Origin of the sequence: Streptococcus mitis (genome assembly GCF_026782895.1) — a bacterium.
Lineage (GTDB): Bacteria > Bacillota > Bacilli > Lactobacillales > Streptococcaceae > Streptococcus > Streptococcus mitis_CB.
The window spans coordinates 45,888-61,421 of the sequence record NZ_JAKUXJ010000004.1; the positions used below are offsets into that span (position 1 = coordinate 45,888).

Sequence of the window (15,534 nt, forward strand, 5' to 3'; positions counted from 1 at the left end):
TATGAAAAAATATCAACGCATGCATCTGATTTTTATCAGACAATACATCAAACAAATCATGGAATACAAGGTGGATTTTGTGGTTGGAGTACTGGGAGTATTTCTGACTCAAGGCTTGAATCTCTTGTTTCTCAATGTCATCTTTAAACACATCCCATCCCTAGAAGGCTGGACTTTTCAAGAAATTGCCTTTATCTATGGTTTTTCTTTGATTCCCAAGGGCTTGGACCATCTCTTTTTTGATAATCTCTGGGCGCTAGGGCAACGCTTGGTGCGAAAAGGCGAGTTTGACAAGTATCTGACACGTCCTATCAATCCTCTCTTTCACATCCTAGTTGAGACCTTTCAGATTGATGCTTTGGGTGAACTTTTGGTCGGAGGCCTTCTGCTAGCGACAACAGTATCTAGTATTGCTTGGACTCTTCCCAAATTTCTGATTTTTCTAGTCTGCATTCCTTTTGCGACCTTGATTTATACTTCCTTGAAAATTGCGACAGCCAGCATCGCTTTTTGGACCAAGCAGTCAGGCGCCATGATTTACATTTTTTATATGTTTAATGACTTTGCCAAGTACCCGATTTCTATTTACAATTCTCTTCTACGATGGTTGATTAGCTTTATCGTGCCATTTGCCTTTACGGCCTACTATCCTGCTAGCTATTTCTTGCAAGATAAGGATGTAATCTTTAACATCGGAGGTTTGATGTTGATTTCCCTTGTCTTTTTTGCTATTTCTCTTAAACTCTGGGATAGGGGCTTGGATGCCTACGAAAGTGCAGGTTCGTAAATAATAGAATACCAAAGCCTTGTCTCAGGACAGGCTTTTTTAGATGTTAGGAACATGCCTTGAAGCTAGCTCTAGAGTGTTAAACTAGATGAAAAAAGAAGCAATAAGATGTAATTCAATCGCAGTTAGTCTAAATGAATGAAAAAGATGGGATAGCCCCTTAGAATCAGATTTTGTAGGTATTTCTTTGATTCCTGTTGTAGGAATTATTGAAAAGATAGTGTAAAAAAATTTTATAGAAAATTTTTTTCAAACAAAATACTGCTCAAGTACGGACATTAAAAGCGTTAGATTTTTTGGTTAAGTTTTGAGGGGCGGTTCATGACAAGAATTTTTTTACATTCATGATATAATAAGCTTAGATTCCGCTATACAGGAGGAAAGAGATGAAAAAAAATAAATGCTTATTTTTGGTTGTTAGTGTAACGTTAATGCTCTTAACACTTTTTGCTCTAAATGGATGTAGTTTGGGTGGTGAAACCATTCCAAAAAACAGGACAAAAGAACAGTACGAATTTGAAAAAAACTTTGAACCCATGTTTAAATTTTTAGAACAAGACAAGAAGGAGTTTAATGGATTAAAGCTTTACAAAAATAGTATTTATATAGAGAGTGGAAACGTAGTAAAGGATTATAAAGTATTCTTAGATACTAGCCAATCTGAAATTAAGGGTGACTATACAATAAAAATTGGGGATAATAAAGAAACAGTTCCTGTTACTTACTCTAATGAGAGATTACAGTACGAATCGAAGTTAGAACCTTTGTTTGACGAAGAAATTCTTAATTTGGTAGTACAAAGAGATTATTTCGCTTCCTTGAATATAAAAGAAACCTTTAAGAGTGCTGAAACTGAATTGAGCGATATTATCTACCAGCCTGAAAATCATTCTGACCTCTATAAATATCTTAAAAATAAGTACGATATGCCAGAAGATACGACCTGTCGAATAATATTAGATTACTCTAGTGGCTCAATTTATGGGATTACAATCCAGTTGAATTCGAAAGATAAGACAGTTCAGTTGGATTTAACAATATTTAAACAATAGGGATGGTAGTTTATGAATGAAATCGAAAAGAGCATAAACGATATCGGAAGCGGCATTGATTCAGGTATTAAATCAATTCAGAAAGTGTTTGGGTGGTAAATGTGGAATTAAAATTTAAAGAAACAAATAAAACATTTCATAAAATTGTAGAATTTAAAGGTGAAAAATATCTTTTGGATATGACTAGCATTAGTCCTAAAACTTATTTCTGGGGTTCTCTTCCTAGTGAAATCACAGCTAAATGCTTAAAGTTAGATAAAAGAGATACGAGATTTGAGAGCTTAGATCCAACTATGAACAAATCTCTTGGTATTGGAATAGGTGTAGCAATAGGTGGAGCTTGTTATGGGATTGTTACGAATGCTGTTAAGAGTTATGACATTAGCCATAATATTTCTTTTAAATTAGGATTATTTGTCCTCTTTATTGTCATAGCTTATCTTACTTTCAGGTTCATTGCTTTCGTGGCCCGTCATAATCTTCAACAAAAGCTTTCAAGTAAAGAAACGAAGCATCAAATAGTTTTCAAATTAGCAAGACAACAACGTCAGTTGAAACTGTATAAACTTCTGCCTATTCTTTTCGTTATGGTTATAGGATGTTTGGGGTTTTATATATTTACTGATAATGGGACAGAGGCATCTATCCTTATCGTTAACAGTATTTTATTTTTGGGTTTCTTTACGGTTATCTTAGGTATGTTACCACTCCGAGAAAGTTACGAAAAGCAAGAGATTATTTTTGATAGAGTAGAGAGGTTATAAGTTAAAAAGATACATAAATACTATTCTATAACGGATTTTTAATGAGTAACAGGAGACGTTATGTTAAAAATATTAAAAACGAACAAATGGATATTCCTTGCAGTTTCTGTGCCTTTTCTTATTATCATTCTTTCTTATTTGCTTATGGGGCATTCGTTTGGCAACACTGCTAAGTTTATACATGTTCATGAAGATACTATCAAGAGAGAAATTCTTGCAGACATAGATAGTCAAGGACAGTATATAAAGTCTGTGACGCTTTTACCTGGTTCAGCGATGGGGTCTTTTGATAATGGCGGAGATGTAGGCGGAAATTATCATATTTACTTTAGAGCCTATGTTAATAATAATCGCAAGCAGTCAATGAAAGTAGAAATATACTTTCCTGATGCTGGCATACCTCCTTTTACCTTTATAAAACCCAATCCTTATAAATCACCTGAAACTATGAATAAACTTTCGGATGTTGCTGTTCGCAAGGCCAAGGATGCATCTTGGCAAATTCAAAAAGAAATTATGATTCGTTTTCTTAACAAATGGCTAAATGAACATGAGGAAAATTTCAAACTAGCTATCCAAACAGATCTGTATAGAAACGACCCAGAATTGGAACAGAAATTAGGAAAGATTCAAAGTATAAGTGTAAGTGAATATCAAATGTACATTCCTTCGACAGGTAGCGACATTCGTTTTGATGTTAGATTTGAGAAATATCCTGAAGAAGTAGCTACTATAAACGTTCGCTTGCATTCCCAAGGGGAACAATCAGTTTTTAAGGATCCCTTAGTAGCTGCAACTATTAGTTTTGAAAATGAACGTTTTGCTATAAAAACGAAGTACGACTCCAAGCTATTTCCAATTTTTAATCAAAGTCGATTTGGTAATAGTAATGGAGAAATATCTTATAAGCTCCCAAAAGACTATGAAAATCAATTTTTAATTCCTTAACTATCAAGCAAGCTATTGTGCTTGCTTGATCTTTATCAAACACTTCCAGTTGCTTCAACTGATAATAGTAAGTTGAGAGAGCTAAACGTGCTGTTTCAAGAAGTAAATCTAATCGAAATCCTCCTGAAACCATTTCTCTATCTGTTTCTGCCTTCCTCGCCCTAGTGCTTCGTCTCTTTCCTTCAATTCTTTTAACTTTTTTAGGTAGGCCACCTTGGTACGTAAGCGTTCATTCTCCTCTTGAAGTCGCTCTAGTTCTGTCATTTTTTCCCAAGGTTTCTTCCGTTTCCTTCCCATTTTAGCTGGTCTCCCTCTTGTTTTTTCAACAATAGTATACCCGTTTTTCTTGTATTGTGCTAGCCAATTTGTCAACAGTGAACGATCGGGTAAAGCATAATCTAAAGCTACACTTTTTTGTGAACAACCTTCAAGCATAACTTTCTTAACTATTTATTGTTTTAATTTTGGGAAATAGTGACGATTCTTCCACTTTTTTATGATTTCTATTTCATAACGGTCAATTAATTTTAACATATACTTTAGACCAGAAGCATTCACACCAAATCTATTTGAAAGCTGTTTGAATTTTTGGCCTTGCTTTCTAAGTTCATAGATTTGAACTTTATCATCATAAGTTAATTTCATAATAAAAACACCCCAAAAGTTAGATTTTTTCTGTCTAATTTTTGGGGTGCAGTTCATTACAGATGGTTTTCTTTTGCTATTCTCAACTTCTCTTCTTACGGTATCTCTCATATGGTATAATGGAGAAGGACATTCTTTCTGTTTGGCAAAAATTCGAAGACAGCTATTGGGGCTATCGTTGGGCTCGCTTGGGGAACGCTTAATCTTATCGGTTCTGTAGTTGCACCAGAATTTAAAAAGTCTGTTTATGACGGAGTTAAAAATTTTGCTTATGGTGCTGTAGACGTGGTAGAATCAGGAGTGGAATCTATCGGGAAAGGAATCCACCAGGGCTTGGAGACTGTCAAAAGTGTGGGCAAGAATGTTTCTGATTTTTTCAATGGTGGTCTGAAGGCTGCCTCATCCTTGTTTGGATAATAGGAGAGAATAAATGGATAAGATACAAAAAGATATTAATGATGCACTCGATCCAACTCGAAGATTAAACTTAGTAAAGATAATTTTTGTAGCGCCTTTTTTTCATTGATGATTATGCTTGGGACATCTTTACCGATAAACCTATTTCGAATGGCTAGTGAAGCTGGACATGAACTAGTTACGCAATTGACATCAGTTGAAAAAGGTCTCATTCCCCCAGATAGTTTCTTTGGTTTTCTATTCTTGTTTTGTTGGTGTTATTTTATTTGTTGTTATATCATTACGAAAAGAAATCGCATTAAAGCCTATTTAATGACTCAGATTTTTCAATTATTTTTGCTCGTAATTTTATATTATAGTTTGTTTATAGCCGCCTTGTATCTAATCCCTCTAGTAGCAGTTCGTATCGTCTACTGGATAGGTTTTGTCTTATCACTGATTTACCTTATCTATATCCTTGTTACTAAGCAACGCGCTAAAAAAGATTTTTTTACTTCTCTAAATATTAAAAAATTTTTGAATGTTATTTTGTTTTTATGGCTATTAATGTCTGGAATCAATCTCTTTACTAATGGCCTTAATCATTTCCTAGCGCATCTCTTACTTGCTTTATTGCCAATTTCACCTATTTTATTAGGACTATTTTTGGTATCATTTTTTAAGTCCAATGTAGTAACACTAGAGAACTTGAATGCAGTCAATAAAAACCAAGAGAAGTACCGTGAGGAATATGGCTATACCATTGAAGAATGGTACGGGAAAAAGTCAAAAATGTATAAGGAACATGTGAAGAAGTCTAATTAAGATAAATTGGAGAATGTGTAATACCGTTAGTGAATAAATTAGATGGATTCTTAGGGAGCGCTAAATTTGCGAAGGCATTACCATATGGATTGGGAGCAGCACTTGACTTTGCAGGGCAATTGTTAGGTAGTGAAGAACTTGGAGATGCAGTTAATGGATTTTTCTCGGGGTTAGGTAGTGTTTTTAATTAATAAATTAACGGAGAAATTTTAATTATGAAAATATATATTGGTTATTTGGATTCGAAATGGATTCATTTTGATGAAGAAAACGAAGTATTTCAATATCAAAATCAAAAAAATAGTTCTAATTGGATTATGGTTGCTGCTCCACTTGCAGTCTTTCTTTTAAAAGGAATTGCAAGTACTTTAAATTCAGCCATTGGTACATTATCGTATACGATTAATCTCGGTATTGCAATGATTGGAACTCTGATAGTTTGCGGAATATTGATGATAGCGAAGGCGAGAAAAAAATATCCGAGAACTGATTGGAAAACAGTTGTTTTGAAGGAAAAAGATCTCAAAACACTATTAGTAAAGGTGATTTCAATTTTTATTATTAAGATTCTCTTTATTATTTTAGGGATTTATTTTTTTGTTACTTATATTAGAGAAACTGATTTTTTATGTCTGTTGATATATCTACTTGCTTTTGCTTGTGTTATACATTTTCATCAGGAATTTAAGACAAGTAAAATTAAAAAAATATTGAAAAGACAAAAAATATTGTTAAATGGTTAGGGAGATTCATAGTAGGAAGGGAATAAATACTTTATTGCAAGCAAACAACAAAATAGTATAAACATTTCTCCGGATGTTCTAAAAAATGAGTCTGTAGATTTTTTAAAGGAAAGTATCACTTCAAAATTAAGTGATATAGCTTTTGATTTAGGAACGGGTTATTATACCTCTTACATGCTTCCATATCAAGTTCCATATTTAATCAATGGCTTAAAATCACAGATTGGGAATACACTAACGAAATGTGGATTGAGTGCACTTCAATAAACTGCACCTGGTTCTACAGTTAATAAAATGGTGGGAGAAAGCATTGAGAAAATTGGAGATTGTGTGATACTGTTAGTGAATAAATTAGATGGATTCTTAGGGAGTGCTAAATTTTCGAAAGCATTACCATATGGATTGGGAACAGCGATTGATTTTGGCGCAACAGTGGTGGGATCAATGATTTTTGATTATCTATATGATAAATATGGGGATAAAGTCGTGCAATTTGCTGGTGATGTTTGGGATGGTACAAAGAAAGTAGTAGGTGAAACGATGAAATCTGTTGGTGATACAGCTGAGAAAATATGGGATAGTGCTGGAGATGCAGTTAATGGATTTTTCTCGGGGTTAGGTAGTGTATTTTAATAATAAGGAGAAAAAATCATGCATAATTATAAATCTTTGCTTAGTTTAGGCAATTATAAAGAGGATAGTTATTATATAGATTTAATCACCGGTGATTTAAAAAAGTCTATTGCTCATAAGGTATCTGAATCCAAAATATTTTTGTCTTCTATCATTGGTTACCATATTCTAGGAATTGGACTCTTTAAAAGCGTTGAATCTAACTTGCTATTAAGTATCTATCTGTTGATTGTATCCTTTGTTTTTTCAATAATTGCTGCAATTATTTTTAATAAACGGTTATATAAGAATACAGAGTTTGAAATGGTTGAATTTACAAGAGCTGAATTTAACGGATTTAAGAAACAAGTAAAAAAACATAACAAAACCATAGTGTTACTTACCTTATTATTTATTGTTATGTTTTCTTTTTCAATGTTTCTATATCTTTCAAGACCTAGTGTATTCTTGTTACTAGTGATGGACTATGTAGTTTGTTTTTCTTATCTATTTTATACGAACGGATTTTTTACAAAAAGGTTCCATTTTGAAGAATATATAAATAAAAATTTTTTAAAGGAAGGAAAAATAATGAATGACTAATTTATTACCTATTGGTACTGTTGTTCGCCTTCATAATGGTACAATTGGCTATTTTTGATTATGTAAGATTGATGAAGACTCTTGAGAAAATAAAAGATGGAAAAGAACCATCTGAGGATGATGTGAAGAAGATAGAGGAATATAAGAGGAGATATACAAATAGAGAATTGCCGGAAACAGTTCAAGTAGTTCTCGATAAACATAAACAGGCTATCGAAGATAAAAAGCTAAAAGCAGAAGTTAAAGAAGAATCTGAAGAGGAGGGAATTCCATTTGATATATACCAGTCTATTAAGAGTGGTATATTGAGTGGTGGGGTAGCTTTCCTTAGCGAATTTGTAAAAGTAAAGTTACAGATAAGGCTGTTGAAAAAATAATAAAATATGCTTGGGAAACTTTAGTACATATATCTCAAAATATGCAGAATTCATTAGTAGGAGCTTTGGTAGGCGGAGAAACTGCGACTATTCCTATTAATGTCAATCCTGCTTATAGTCGACTTGTAAGTGGTGTTGCTAAATATGGAATTCCTTTACTAGGAGCTGCTGTGGATTATACGATGCAGGTTAACAGTGGAACAGATCCTGTTGATGCAAGTATAAAAACTGGTGCACATGTTACGATGGGATTAATTGGCGCTGCTGTAGGTAAAGTATCGGGAACAGCAGTTATAACAGCATTGGGGTCAACAGTTGTCTTAGCTCCATTAGCTCCGATTGCTGGTGTGGTTACCGATTTTGTTGTGACTTCAGTAATTTTAGTTGGTGGTTCAATGATTTTTGATGCAATTTACGATAACAAAGATAAGATAGCAAAATGGGGAATAGATACATTTAATTCCGCAAAGGATATTGTTAATGGCGTGGGTGATGCTATATCAGGTGCTTTAAGTGGTTTAGGAAGTGTTTTGGGTTAGAGTATGAAGAGTAATCAATTTAAAATTGAATTGTATCATGATGGTAAGGTTGGTTACTTTTATGACATCTCAGAAAATCAATGGTACATTCTAGAAAGAAATACATTGAAATATAGACGTCAAAGTCAGAAATTATTAGTTAATTCATCGGCATTTTCACTCATTATTGCTATCTTTTCAGTTGTTATTAACAGATGGTATATTTTAAATTCAAATTTTTATCTAAATTCGATTCTTTTTGTAGGTGCTATGATTTCCTTTTTTGTCCTTAATAGTATTTTAAATAACTATATAAAAAAGCAAGAAATATCTGATTGTTTATTTACACCTATTTCTTTAGATGAAGTGGAATTAGAGGATATTGTGGTTCATGCAATACAATTGGTGCATGTTTTAAGGAATATTTCTATACTATCATTTGTAGGGGCGACACTAGGACTTATACTCTTCTTAAGTTTGTCAATTTTAATAGGATTAATTGTTTTTATTTTTGGATTATTGTTATCAACTGGAATCGTAAAGAATCTACATATTCTCAGACGTTTTAAGGCAATAAAAAGAATAGAAGAGACTATGAAATATAGCGAAAGGAATAATTTTAAGTGAATAGAATATTACCTATTGGAAGTATCGTACAATTGAAAAATGGAGAAGTAAAGTTAATGATAATAAATCGTTTCCCTCTTTATAATAACAATGGGGAAATTGGCTATTTTGATTATCTATATGATAAATATGGGGATGAAGTCGTGGAATTTGCTGGTGATGTTTGGGATGGTACAAAGAAAGTAGTAGGTGAAACGATGAAATCTGTTGGTGATACAGCTGATAAAATATGGGACAGTGCGGGAGATGCAGTTACTGGATTTTTCTCGGGATTAGGTAGTGTATTTAATTAAAAAGGATGTACATATGGAAACAATTATTAATTTAGGGATATGGGAGAACAAAAATTATCATTTTGATTGGGAGAATAAGGTGTTGCTAGAGGAAACATCTTCTCCTAATTACTGGTCTTATATTCTACTGCCTGTTACGCTGTACATTATAAATAAAATTTCTGATATATTGGCTGAAGCAGGAATATTTAATAATCAGTTAGTCCGAGTTGGGACGGTTCCAATCTTAGGCGTTTTATCTTATTTTTTAGCCGCTTTGATTATCAGATTTTACCACGGAACTTTAAAATTAAAAAAATCAGAGTTGGGTGAGGAACAGAGTAAGAAGTTTGTCAGATCTTTGAAGAGAAAAAGAGGGTACTTTAAATGTCTTCTTAATCTTTTTAGAATCCTAACTGTAGTCGCTATTCTTTTGTTTGTCTTTGGAAATGAAACCATTGCCGTACTCTTTTTGGCGGTTAGTTTTTTAGTGATATTTATGTTCAAATTTGATTACCAACTTAATAGATGGTTAAAAATCATTAAAATAGTAGAAAAAGGAGAGAAGAATGTCTAATTTATTACCTATTAGTACGGTTGTTAGCTTTCATAATGGAACGATTGATGTGATGATTATTTGTATAATTTTTATTAAAAGGCGAAAATAATGAAAAAAGTTCGAAAAATTCAAATGCTGATGGGAGTTATACTTTCAGTTTTAGTCGTCTTGATAGTAGCATCGATCTTCTTATTTAGATTTAATGGAGAGAAAGATTCAAAGCAAGTATCATCAACGGTTTCTGTTAAAGATAGCAGAAGTCAGGCGAAAAGTGATAAAGATACCAAAGTTAAAGAGGAGGAGATACATAAACTCAAGGATCAACTGACTGATTTAGACACCAAGATTACTGAAGCAGAAGCAATTGTTAGCAAGCAAAAAGAAGAAACTGCTGTTCCGAAACTGGATATTGAAGCACTAAGAAATAACGATTTATCTAGTTTGAAAGGTACTTGGCGTACAGCTTCGGGTAATGAATATGTCATTAATGAGTCTGGGGAAGTACGTTCCTCTTGGATATCAAATGGTCAAAAGAATGAATCTATTGTCGAATTGAAAGCATCAGGTGGAAAAAATAGTCAAAATCCAGAAACGGTTTCTATTAGTGCTTGGGTAAAAGATTCTGTCGCAGGCGGATTTGTGGTAGTTGCCGTACCAAGTGGAGTTGCCATGCAACCTGGTGATGATGGAAAATTGACAGATAAAACTAATTATAATGAAGAGAGACTTTTTGCAGGACAGCAGTATGAAGCGATGTTGTCGAGACCAGAAGATGTTTACTATCGTGTAAAACCAGACACTAGTAAACTTGAGGAAGAAGAGAAGAATTTAGCTCAACTACAGGCTGAACGCGAAGCAATCAAAATTTCTCTAGAATTTAAGGAAAAGAAAAATACGAACTAGAAAAACTAGTTTAGAATCTAACTTTCGATTGTTTTAGTTCAGAAATACTGTTGCAATTGCTAGAATGAAGAAGCTCATTAGGGCTTCTTTTCTTTTATCTTAACGCTTCAACCACTTAGACCGAGATTAAGACCAGATAGGCAAAAGAATTTGTTCTTGAAATTGAGCTCTGCTATAATGATTTTTGTAAGGGACGTGAGGATACAACATCAAATAACTCAAGTTCTAAAAAAGAAATCGGAGATAAAAAATGAAAAAATTATTAGGGATTATATTTTTAGTAGCAGCAGCGACAGTAGTGTATTTTGGTTCTGTTGGATGGCCAAGTTTAAATGTCAACCTCTGGTCATTGATTCCGGTAGGGCTGTTCCTCTTTTTCACTCTAGAGAATCTTTTGAAAAAAGACTACAAGGCTAGTCTGATGTGTTTGATTATTGCCTTTATTATTGCGAATGCAATTTTGGACCTTTTGCCAATTTCAAGTGGCTTGGTAATTGGAGCGGGCGTACTAGCTTGCATTGGTATTGGATTTATCTTTCCTGATAAAGAAGGAAAATAGGAATTATAAAAAAAGATATAAAGAAAAACACTTCAATCATTGTATTTTAGTTTGATTGAGGTGTTTTCGATTTAGTTTTTTATTTCTGAGCCATCAATTCAACAATCATCTCGATATACATGACAAGGGTTAATAAGAATCCTGCACGCCAGAAGAATTTGATGAATTTAGGATAGTAAAAGCTGCGTTTTTTCAAAAGGAAGAAAAAAACGAGAATAATGGCTAGGAGTGAGAGGGCTAGTCCCAGTCTAGGGAGGAAATTATGGGTAAAGGTTTTAGCTGTGATTAGGTAGTACTCAAATACCAAGACTGGAAAAGCCAAATCCGCAAAGTTTCGTCCTAGTTTTTTTAATCTAAAAAGTTTGGTTATGATAATGCAGACTACTAAGGTCAGTATCAATAATAAAATAGATGCTAATTTCATTAAAATCATATCCATATTGTATCATAAAAAATCGCTAAAGGAAACGAGAAACAGAGGAATTTATAGGAAAGTCAGGCTTTTGAGATTGTAGATGTTTTCTGTTATAATGAAAGTTATGAAATCTTATAATACCTTGAATGATTATTATCGAAAACTATTTGGAGAAAAGACCTTTAAAGTCCCGATTGATGCGGGATTTGACTGTCCCAATCGTGATGGAACTGTGGCTCATGGAGGCTGTACTTTTTGTACGGTTTCAGGTTCTGGAGATGCTATTGTAGCACCAGATGCGCCTATCCGTGAGCAATTTTATAAGGAAATTGACTTTATGCACCGTAAGTGGCCGGATGTGCAGAAGTATCTGGTTTATTTTCAAAATTTTACCAACACCCATGAAAAGGTGGAAGTCATCCGAGAGCGCTATGAGCAGGCTATCAATGAGCCAGGTGTGGTCGGAATCAATATCGGAACGCGACCAGACTGTTTACCAGACGAAACTATCGAGTATTTGGCTGAGTTGTCGGAACGCATGCATGTGACGGTTGAATTGGGCTTGCAGACCACTTATGAAACAACCTCTGTTCTGATTAACCGTGCCCATTCCTATGAGTTGTACGTGGAAACGGTCAAGCGTTTGAGAAAGTATCCCAAGATTGAGATTGTTTCCCATCTTATTAATGGCTTGCCTGGTGAAACCCATGAGATGATGATTGAAAATGTCCGTCGCTGTGTCACGGATAACGATATTCAAGGGATTAAACTGCATTTGCTCCATCTTATGACAAATACTCGTATGCAAAGAGATTATCATGAAGGACGCTTGCAGTTGATGAGCCAGGACGAATATGTAAAGGTCATCTGTGATCAACTGGAAATCATTCCCAAACATATTGTCATCCATCGAATCACAGGAGATGCACCTAGAGATATGCTGATTGGTCCTATGTGGAGCATCAATAAATGGGAAGTGCTAAATGCTATTGAAACTGAAATGCGACGTCGTGGAAGCGTTCAAGGATGCAAGGCTGTAAAACAGGAGTTTGAAAATGAAAAGACCACTTGAGATGGCACATGATTTTTTGGCTGAAGTAGTTACAAAAGAGGATATCGTAGTGGATGCGACTATGGGAAATGGCCATGACACGCTTTTTTTAGCCAAGCTAGCCAAGCAAGTCTATGCCTTTGATATTCAGGAACAAGCCTTGGAAAAGACGCAAGAGCGTTTGAACCAAGCTGGAATAACAAATGCCCAGTTAATCTTGCAAGGTCATGAGACACTGGACCAGTTTGTGACAGAAGCCAAGGCAGGGATATTCAATCTGGGCTATTTGCCGTCTGCTGATAAGTCTGTCATTACCCAACCTCAGACAACGATTGAAGCATTAGAAAAGCTGTGTCATTTGCTTGTCAAAGGGGGACGGATTGCTATCATGATCTACTATGGTCATGAAGGAGGCGACCTCGAGAGGAATGCTGTCTTGGATTTTGTCAGTCAGTTGAACCAACAAGAGTACACAGCTGCCATTTACCGAACTTTAAACCAAGTAAACAACCCACCATTTTTAGTAATGATTGAAAAATTAGAGAGATATAGACATGGATAAACAATACCTACGTGAAAAGCTGGATGCCATGCGCCAGAATTTTGTTGAATCAACCCACCACGAACGAGCGGTGGGTGTGTTAGACCAAGCACACATGAGCAAAAAAATGCTTAAAATCAAGAAAAAATTAGTTGCTCTTGAAATGGAACGGTGCCAGAGAAAAATTGAGCACAAAGACTGTTCCAAGATTGACCAAAAAATCAAAGAGCAGAAGGAGATATTTGAATCCTGTTGTAAAAAAGATTAAGGAGGAAGTACGTGGAATTACTGATTTACCTCATCCTATTTTTACTGGTTTTGATTGTCTCGAGTACAACCAATAAGCTCCTGCCCTTTTTGCCCCTCCCTTTGGTGCAAATTCTTTTGGGAATCGTGATTGGTCTCTTTTTACCCAATGCTGACTTTCACCTCAATACGGAGTTGTTTTTGGCACTGGTTATCGGGCCCTTGCTTTTCAGAGAGTCGGAAGAAGCGGATATTACGGCTATTTTAAAACACTGGCGAATCATTGTTTATCTCATATTTCCAGTGATTTTCATCTCGACCTTGAGTTTGGGAGGCTTGGCACATCTTCTTTGGTTTAGTATTCCTTTGGCAGCTTGCTTGGCTGTTGGGGCGGCCCTTGGACCAACGGATTTGGTGGCCTTTGCCTCTCTTTCTGAGCGCTTTAGCTTTCCTAAGCGCGTCTCCAATATCCTTAAGGGTGAAGGACTCTTGAATGACGCATCTGGTTTAGTGGCCTTTCAGGTAGCTTTGACAGCTTGGACAACTGGGGCCTTTTCCCTTGGGCAAGCTAGTAGTTCGCTCATCTTTTCAATTCTAGGCGGTTTTTTGATTGGCTTTTTAACAGCCATGATCAACCGTTTCCTTCATAGCTTCTTGCTAAGTGTGAGAGCAACGGATATTGCTAGTGAGCTCCTTCTGGAATTGAGTTTGCCCTTGGTAACCTTCTTCCTGGCAGAAGAAGTCCACGTTTCAGGGATTATTGCCGTTGTAGTTGCTGGGATTTTAAAGGCAAGTCGCTTCAAGAAAATCACGCTCCTCGAAGCCCAAGTGGATACGGTGACCGAGACGGTCTGGCACACAGTGAACTTTATGCTCAACGGTTCTGTCTTTGTGATTTTAGGGATGGAGCTGGAAATGATAGCAGAGCCTATCTTGACCAATCCAATCTATAATCCCCTACTTTTATTGCTATCTCTTATAGCCCTGACCTTTCTCCTCTTTGCCATTCGTTTTGTCATGATCTATGGCTATTATGCCTACAGGACACGACGCCTCAAGAAAAAACTGAATAAGTATATGAAGGACATGCTTCTCTTGACTTTCTCAGGCGTTAAGGGAACGGTGTCGATTGCTACGATTCTTCTGATACCAAGTAATCTAGAGCAGGAGTATCCTCTCTTGCTTTTCCTCGTCGCAGGTGTGACACTTGTAAGCTTTTTAACAGGTCTCTTGGTCTTGCCCCATCTTTCGGATGAACAGGAAGAAAGCAAGGATTATCTCATGCATATTGGAATTTTGAATGAAGTAACGATAGAGTTGGAAAAAGAGTTGGAAGATACCAGAAATAAGCTCCCTCTCTATGCAGCCATTGACAATTATCATGGACGTATTGAAAATCTCATCCTGAGTCAAGAAAATAAGGGGGCTCAAGAAGACTGGGAGGCCTTGAAACTTCTCATCCTCAGTATTGAAAGTGATGGTTTAGAACAGGCTTACGAAGAGGACAAGATGAGTGAGCGTGCCTATCGAGTCTACCAACGTTATTTGAAAAACATGGAACAAAGTATCAATCGCAAGTTTGCTTCACGATTGACCTATTATTTCCTTGTTTCCTTGCGAATTTTACGTTTTCTCCTTCACGAAGTCTTTACCTTTGGTAAGACCTTCCGCAGTTGGAAAAATGAAGAATCACAGAAACTCAGAGCCCTTGACTATGACCAAATTGCAGAGCTCTATCTAGAAAATACAGAGATGATTATCGAAAGTTTGGAGAACCTTAAAGGGGTTTATAAGAGTTCTTTAATCAGCTTCATGCAGGATTCTCGTCTCCGAGAAACAGCTATTATCACAAGTGGTGCCTTTGTCGAACGGGTTATCAATCGTGTCAAACCCAACAATATCGATGAAATGCTGAGAGGCTATTATCTGGAGCGCAAGTTGATTTTCGAATATGAAGAAAATCGATTGATTACGACCAAGTATGCCAAGAAGTTACGACAAAATGTAAATAACCTAGAGAACTATTCCTTGAAGGAAGCTGCCAATACCCTGCCTTATGATATGATGGAATTGGTAAGAAGAAATTAATCA

General features: G+C 35.5%; 21 protein-coding genes and 1 pseudogene. 20 read left to right on the forward strand and 2 right to left on the reverse strand.

Annotation, left to right across the window (positions count from 1 at the left end; genetic code table 11):
- Window position 1: 1 nt before the first annotated feature.
- The 4 genes from MK480_RS04310 (at window position 2) to MK480_RS04325 (ending at window position 3,551) form a co-directional block, all read left to right on the forward strand.
- Window positions 2-787 carry an ABC transporter permease gene (locus MK480_RS04310; RefSeq protein WP_268707238.1) on the forward strand — a complete coding sequence of 262 codons (786 nt, stop codon included), beginning with the start codon at window positions 2-4 and terminating at the stop codon, window positions 785-787.
- 386 nt (window positions 788-1,173) lie between these two features.
- Window positions 1,174-1,839: a hypothetical protein gene (locus MK480_RS04315; protein ID WP_268707239.1), complete on the forward strand. Its 666-nt coding sequence runs from the start codon at window positions 1,174-1,176 to the stop codon at window positions 1,837-1,839.
- Between the two features lie 101 nt (window positions 1,840-1,940).
- Entirely contained in the window at window positions 1,941-2,603 is a 663-nt protein-coding gene (locus MK480_RS04320) for a DUF443 domain-containing protein (protein WP_268707240.1), read from the forward strand.
- A gap of 69 nt (window positions 2,604-2,672) precedes the next feature.
- The gene (locus MK480_RS04325) at window positions 2,673-3,551 is read left to right on the forward strand and encodes a hypothetical protein (RefSeq protein ID WP_412076706.1); all 879 of its coding nucleotides are present in this window, start codon (window positions 2,673-2,675) and stop codon (window positions 3,549-3,551) included.
- Here the strand turns inward: MK480_RS04325 and MK480_RS04330 are convergent.
- A pseudogene (locus MK480_RS04330) lies at window positions 3,505-4,196 on the reverse strand (IS3 family transposase); the annotation flags it as partial. The gene MK480_RS04325 and the pseudogene MK480_RS04330 overlap by 47 nt on opposite strands.
- A 567-nt stretch (window positions 4,197-4,763) precedes the next feature.
- Between MK480_RS04330 and MK480_RS04335 the strand changes: the two are divergent.
- From MK480_RS04335 to MK480_RS04390, 12 genes are all read left to right on the forward strand, one after another.
- Complete coding sequence (locus tag MK480_RS04335) at window positions 4,764-5,417, forward strand: hypothetical protein (protein ID WP_261011153.1); 654 nt, start codon at window positions 4,764-4,766, stop codon at window positions 5,415-5,417.
- Between the two features lie 29 nt (window positions 5,418-5,446).
- On the forward strand, window positions 5,447-5,608 hold the full coding sequence (locus tag MK480_RS04340; RefSeq protein WP_261011154.1) for a hypothetical protein: 162 nt from the start codon (window positions 5,447-5,449) through the stop codon (window positions 5,606-5,608).
- Between the two features lie 24 nt (window positions 5,609-5,632).
- Window positions 5,633-6,160 carry a hypothetical protein gene (locus MK480_RS04345; protein ID WP_261011155.1) on the forward strand — a complete coding sequence of 176 codons (528 nt, stop codon included), beginning with the start codon at window positions 5,633-5,635 and terminating at the stop codon, window positions 6,158-6,160.
- A gap of 330 nt (window positions 6,161-6,490) precedes the next feature.
- On the forward strand, window positions 6,491-6,793 hold the full coding sequence (locus MK480_RS04350) for a hypothetical protein (RefSeq protein WP_261096495.1): 303 nt from the start codon (window positions 6,491-6,493) through the stop codon (window positions 6,791-6,793).
- A gap of 18 nt (window positions 6,794-6,811) precedes the next feature.
- A complete protein-coding gene (locus MK480_RS04355; RefSeq protein ID WP_261011157.1) occupies window positions 6,812-7,375 on the forward strand; it encodes a hypothetical protein in 564 nt (187 codons plus the stop codon).
- A 44-nt stretch (window positions 7,376-7,419) separates the two neighbouring features.
- On the forward strand, window positions 7,420-7,752 hold the full coding sequence (locus MK480_RS04360; protein WP_261096497.1) for a hypothetical protein: 333 nt from the start codon (window positions 7,420-7,422) through the stop codon (window positions 7,750-7,752).
- A 65-nt stretch (window positions 7,753-7,817) separates the two neighbouring features.
- Window positions 7,818-8,291, forward strand: coding sequence for a hypothetical protein (locus tag MK480_RS04365; RefSeq protein WP_261096498.1), 474 nt, complete (start codon window positions 7,818-7,820; stop codon window positions 8,289-8,291).
- Window positions 8,292-8,294: 3 nt separating this feature from the next.
- Window positions 8,295-8,897, forward strand: a complete 603-nt coding sequence (locus tag MK480_RS04370; protein ID WP_261011160.1) for a hypothetical protein — start codon at window positions 8,295-8,297, stop codon at window positions 8,895-8,897.
- Entirely contained in the window at window positions 8,894-9,190 is a 297-nt protein-coding gene (locus MK480_RS04375) for a DUF4176 domain-containing protein (RefSeq protein ID WP_261011161.1), read from the forward strand. Before MK480_RS04370 ends, MK480_RS04375 begins: the two co-directional genes overlap by 4 nt.
- A gap of 13 nt (window positions 9,191-9,203) precedes the next feature.
- Window positions 9,204-9,746: a hypothetical protein gene (locus tag MK480_RS04380; protein WP_261035967.1), complete on the forward strand. Its 543-nt coding sequence runs from the start codon at window positions 9,204-9,206 to the stop codon at window positions 9,744-9,746.
- Between the two features lie 90 nt (window positions 9,747-9,836).
- Window positions 9,837-10,631: a DUF6287 domain-containing protein gene (locus MK480_RS04385; RefSeq protein WP_261011163.1), complete on the forward strand. Its 795-nt coding sequence runs from the start codon at window positions 9,837-9,839 to the stop codon at window positions 10,629-10,631.
- 250 nt (window positions 10,632-10,881) lie between these two features.
- Window positions 10,882-11,190, forward strand: coding sequence for a hypothetical protein (locus MK480_RS04390; RefSeq protein WP_247952771.1), 309 nt, complete (start codon window positions 10,882-10,884; stop codon window positions 11,188-11,190).
- A gap of 79 nt (window positions 11,191-11,269) precedes the next feature.
- Here MK480_RS04390 and MK480_RS04395 read toward each other — a convergent pair whose 3' ends face one another.
- The gene (locus MK480_RS04395; RefSeq protein ID WP_012972478.1) at window positions 11,270-11,629 is read right to left on the reverse strand and encodes a DUF3397 family protein; all 360 of its coding nucleotides are present in this window, start codon (window positions 11,627-11,629) and stop codon (window positions 11,270-11,272) included.
- Window positions 11,630-11,720: 91 nt separating this feature from the next.
- Here MK480_RS04395 and mnmL point away from each other — a divergent pair, with 91 nt between their 5' ends.
- From mnmL to MK480_RS04415, 4 genes are read left to right on the forward strand one after another with little or no spacing between them, the layout of a single operon-like run.
- Window positions 11,721-12,677 (forward strand): tRNA modification radical SAM protein MnmL/YtqA, encoded by a 957-nt coding sequence (gene mnmL, locus MK480_RS04400; protein WP_049543046.1) that lies wholly within the window; start codon window positions 11,721-11,723, stop codon window positions 12,675-12,677.
- Window positions 12,661-13,218, forward strand: a complete 558-nt coding sequence (gene mnmM, locus MK480_RS04405) for a tRNA 5-(aminomethyl)-2-thiouridylate-methyltransferase MnmM (protein WP_049542829.1) — start codon at window positions 12,661-12,663, stop codon at window positions 13,216-13,218. The genes mnmL and mnmM overlap by 17 nt, the downstream gene beginning before the upstream one ends.
- Complete coding sequence (locus tag MK480_RS04410) at window positions 13,211-13,465, forward strand: hypothetical protein (RefSeq protein ID WP_000361085.1); 255 nt, start codon at window positions 13,211-13,213, stop codon at window positions 13,463-13,465. Before mnmM ends, MK480_RS04410 begins: the two co-directional genes overlap by 8 nt.
- 11 nt (window positions 13,466-13,476) lie before the next feature.
- Complete coding sequence (locus tag MK480_RS04415; RefSeq protein WP_049542831.1) at window positions 13,477-15,531, forward strand: cation:proton antiporter; 2,055 nt, start codon at window positions 13,477-13,479, stop codon at window positions 15,529-15,531.
- Window positions 15,532-15,534 lie beyond the last annotated feature (3 nt).

Coding starts and splice junctions, on each gene's coding strand:
- MK480_RS04380 (WP_261035967.1), top strand. CDS start 9,204: ATGGAAACAATTATTAATTTAGGGATATGGGAGAACAAAAATTATCAT.
- MK480_RS04355 (WP_261011157.1), top strand. CDS start 6,812: ATGCATAATTATAAATCTTTGCTTAGTTTAGGCAATTATAAAGAGGAT.
- MK480_RS04315 (WP_268707239.1), top strand. CDS start 1,174: ATGAAAAAAAATAAATGCTTATTTTTGGTTGTTAGTGTAACGTTAATG.
- MK480_RS04410 (WP_000361085.1), top strand. CDS start 13,211: ATGGATAAACAATACCTACGTGAAAAGCTGGATGCCATGCGCCAGAAT.
- MK480_RS04335 (WP_261011153.1), top strand. CDS start 4,764: ATGGCTAGTGAAGCTGGACATGAACTAGTTACGCAATTGACATCAGTT.
- mnmM (WP_049542829.1), top strand. CDS start 12,661: ATGAAAAGACCACTTGAGATGGCACATGATTTTTTGGCTGAAGTAGTT.
- MK480_RS04395 (WP_012972478.1), bottom strand. CDS start 11,629: ATGGATATGATTTTAATGAAATTAGCATCTATTTTATTATTGATACTG.
- MK480_RS04370 (WP_261011160.1), top strand. CDS start 8,295: ATGAAGAGTAATCAATTTAAAATTGAATTGTATCATGATGGTAAGGTT.
- MK480_RS04310 (WP_268707238.1), top strand. CDS start 2: ATGAAAAAATATCAACGCATGCATCTGATTTTTATCAGACAATACATC.
- MK480_RS04385 (WP_261011163.1), top strand. CDS start 9,837: ATGAAAAAAGTTCGAAAAATTCAAATGCTGATGGGAGTTATACTTTCA.
- MK480_RS04345 (WP_261011155.1), top strand. CDS start 5,633: ATGAAAATATATATTGGTTATTTGGATTCGAAATGGATTCATTTTGAT.
- mnmL (WP_049543046.1), top strand. CDS start 11,721: ATGAAAGTTATGAAATCTTATAATACCTTGAATGATTATTATCGAAAA.
- MK480_RS04390 (WP_247952771.1), top strand. CDS start 10,882: ATGAAAAAATTATTAGGGATTATATTTTTAGTAGCAGCAGCGACAGTA.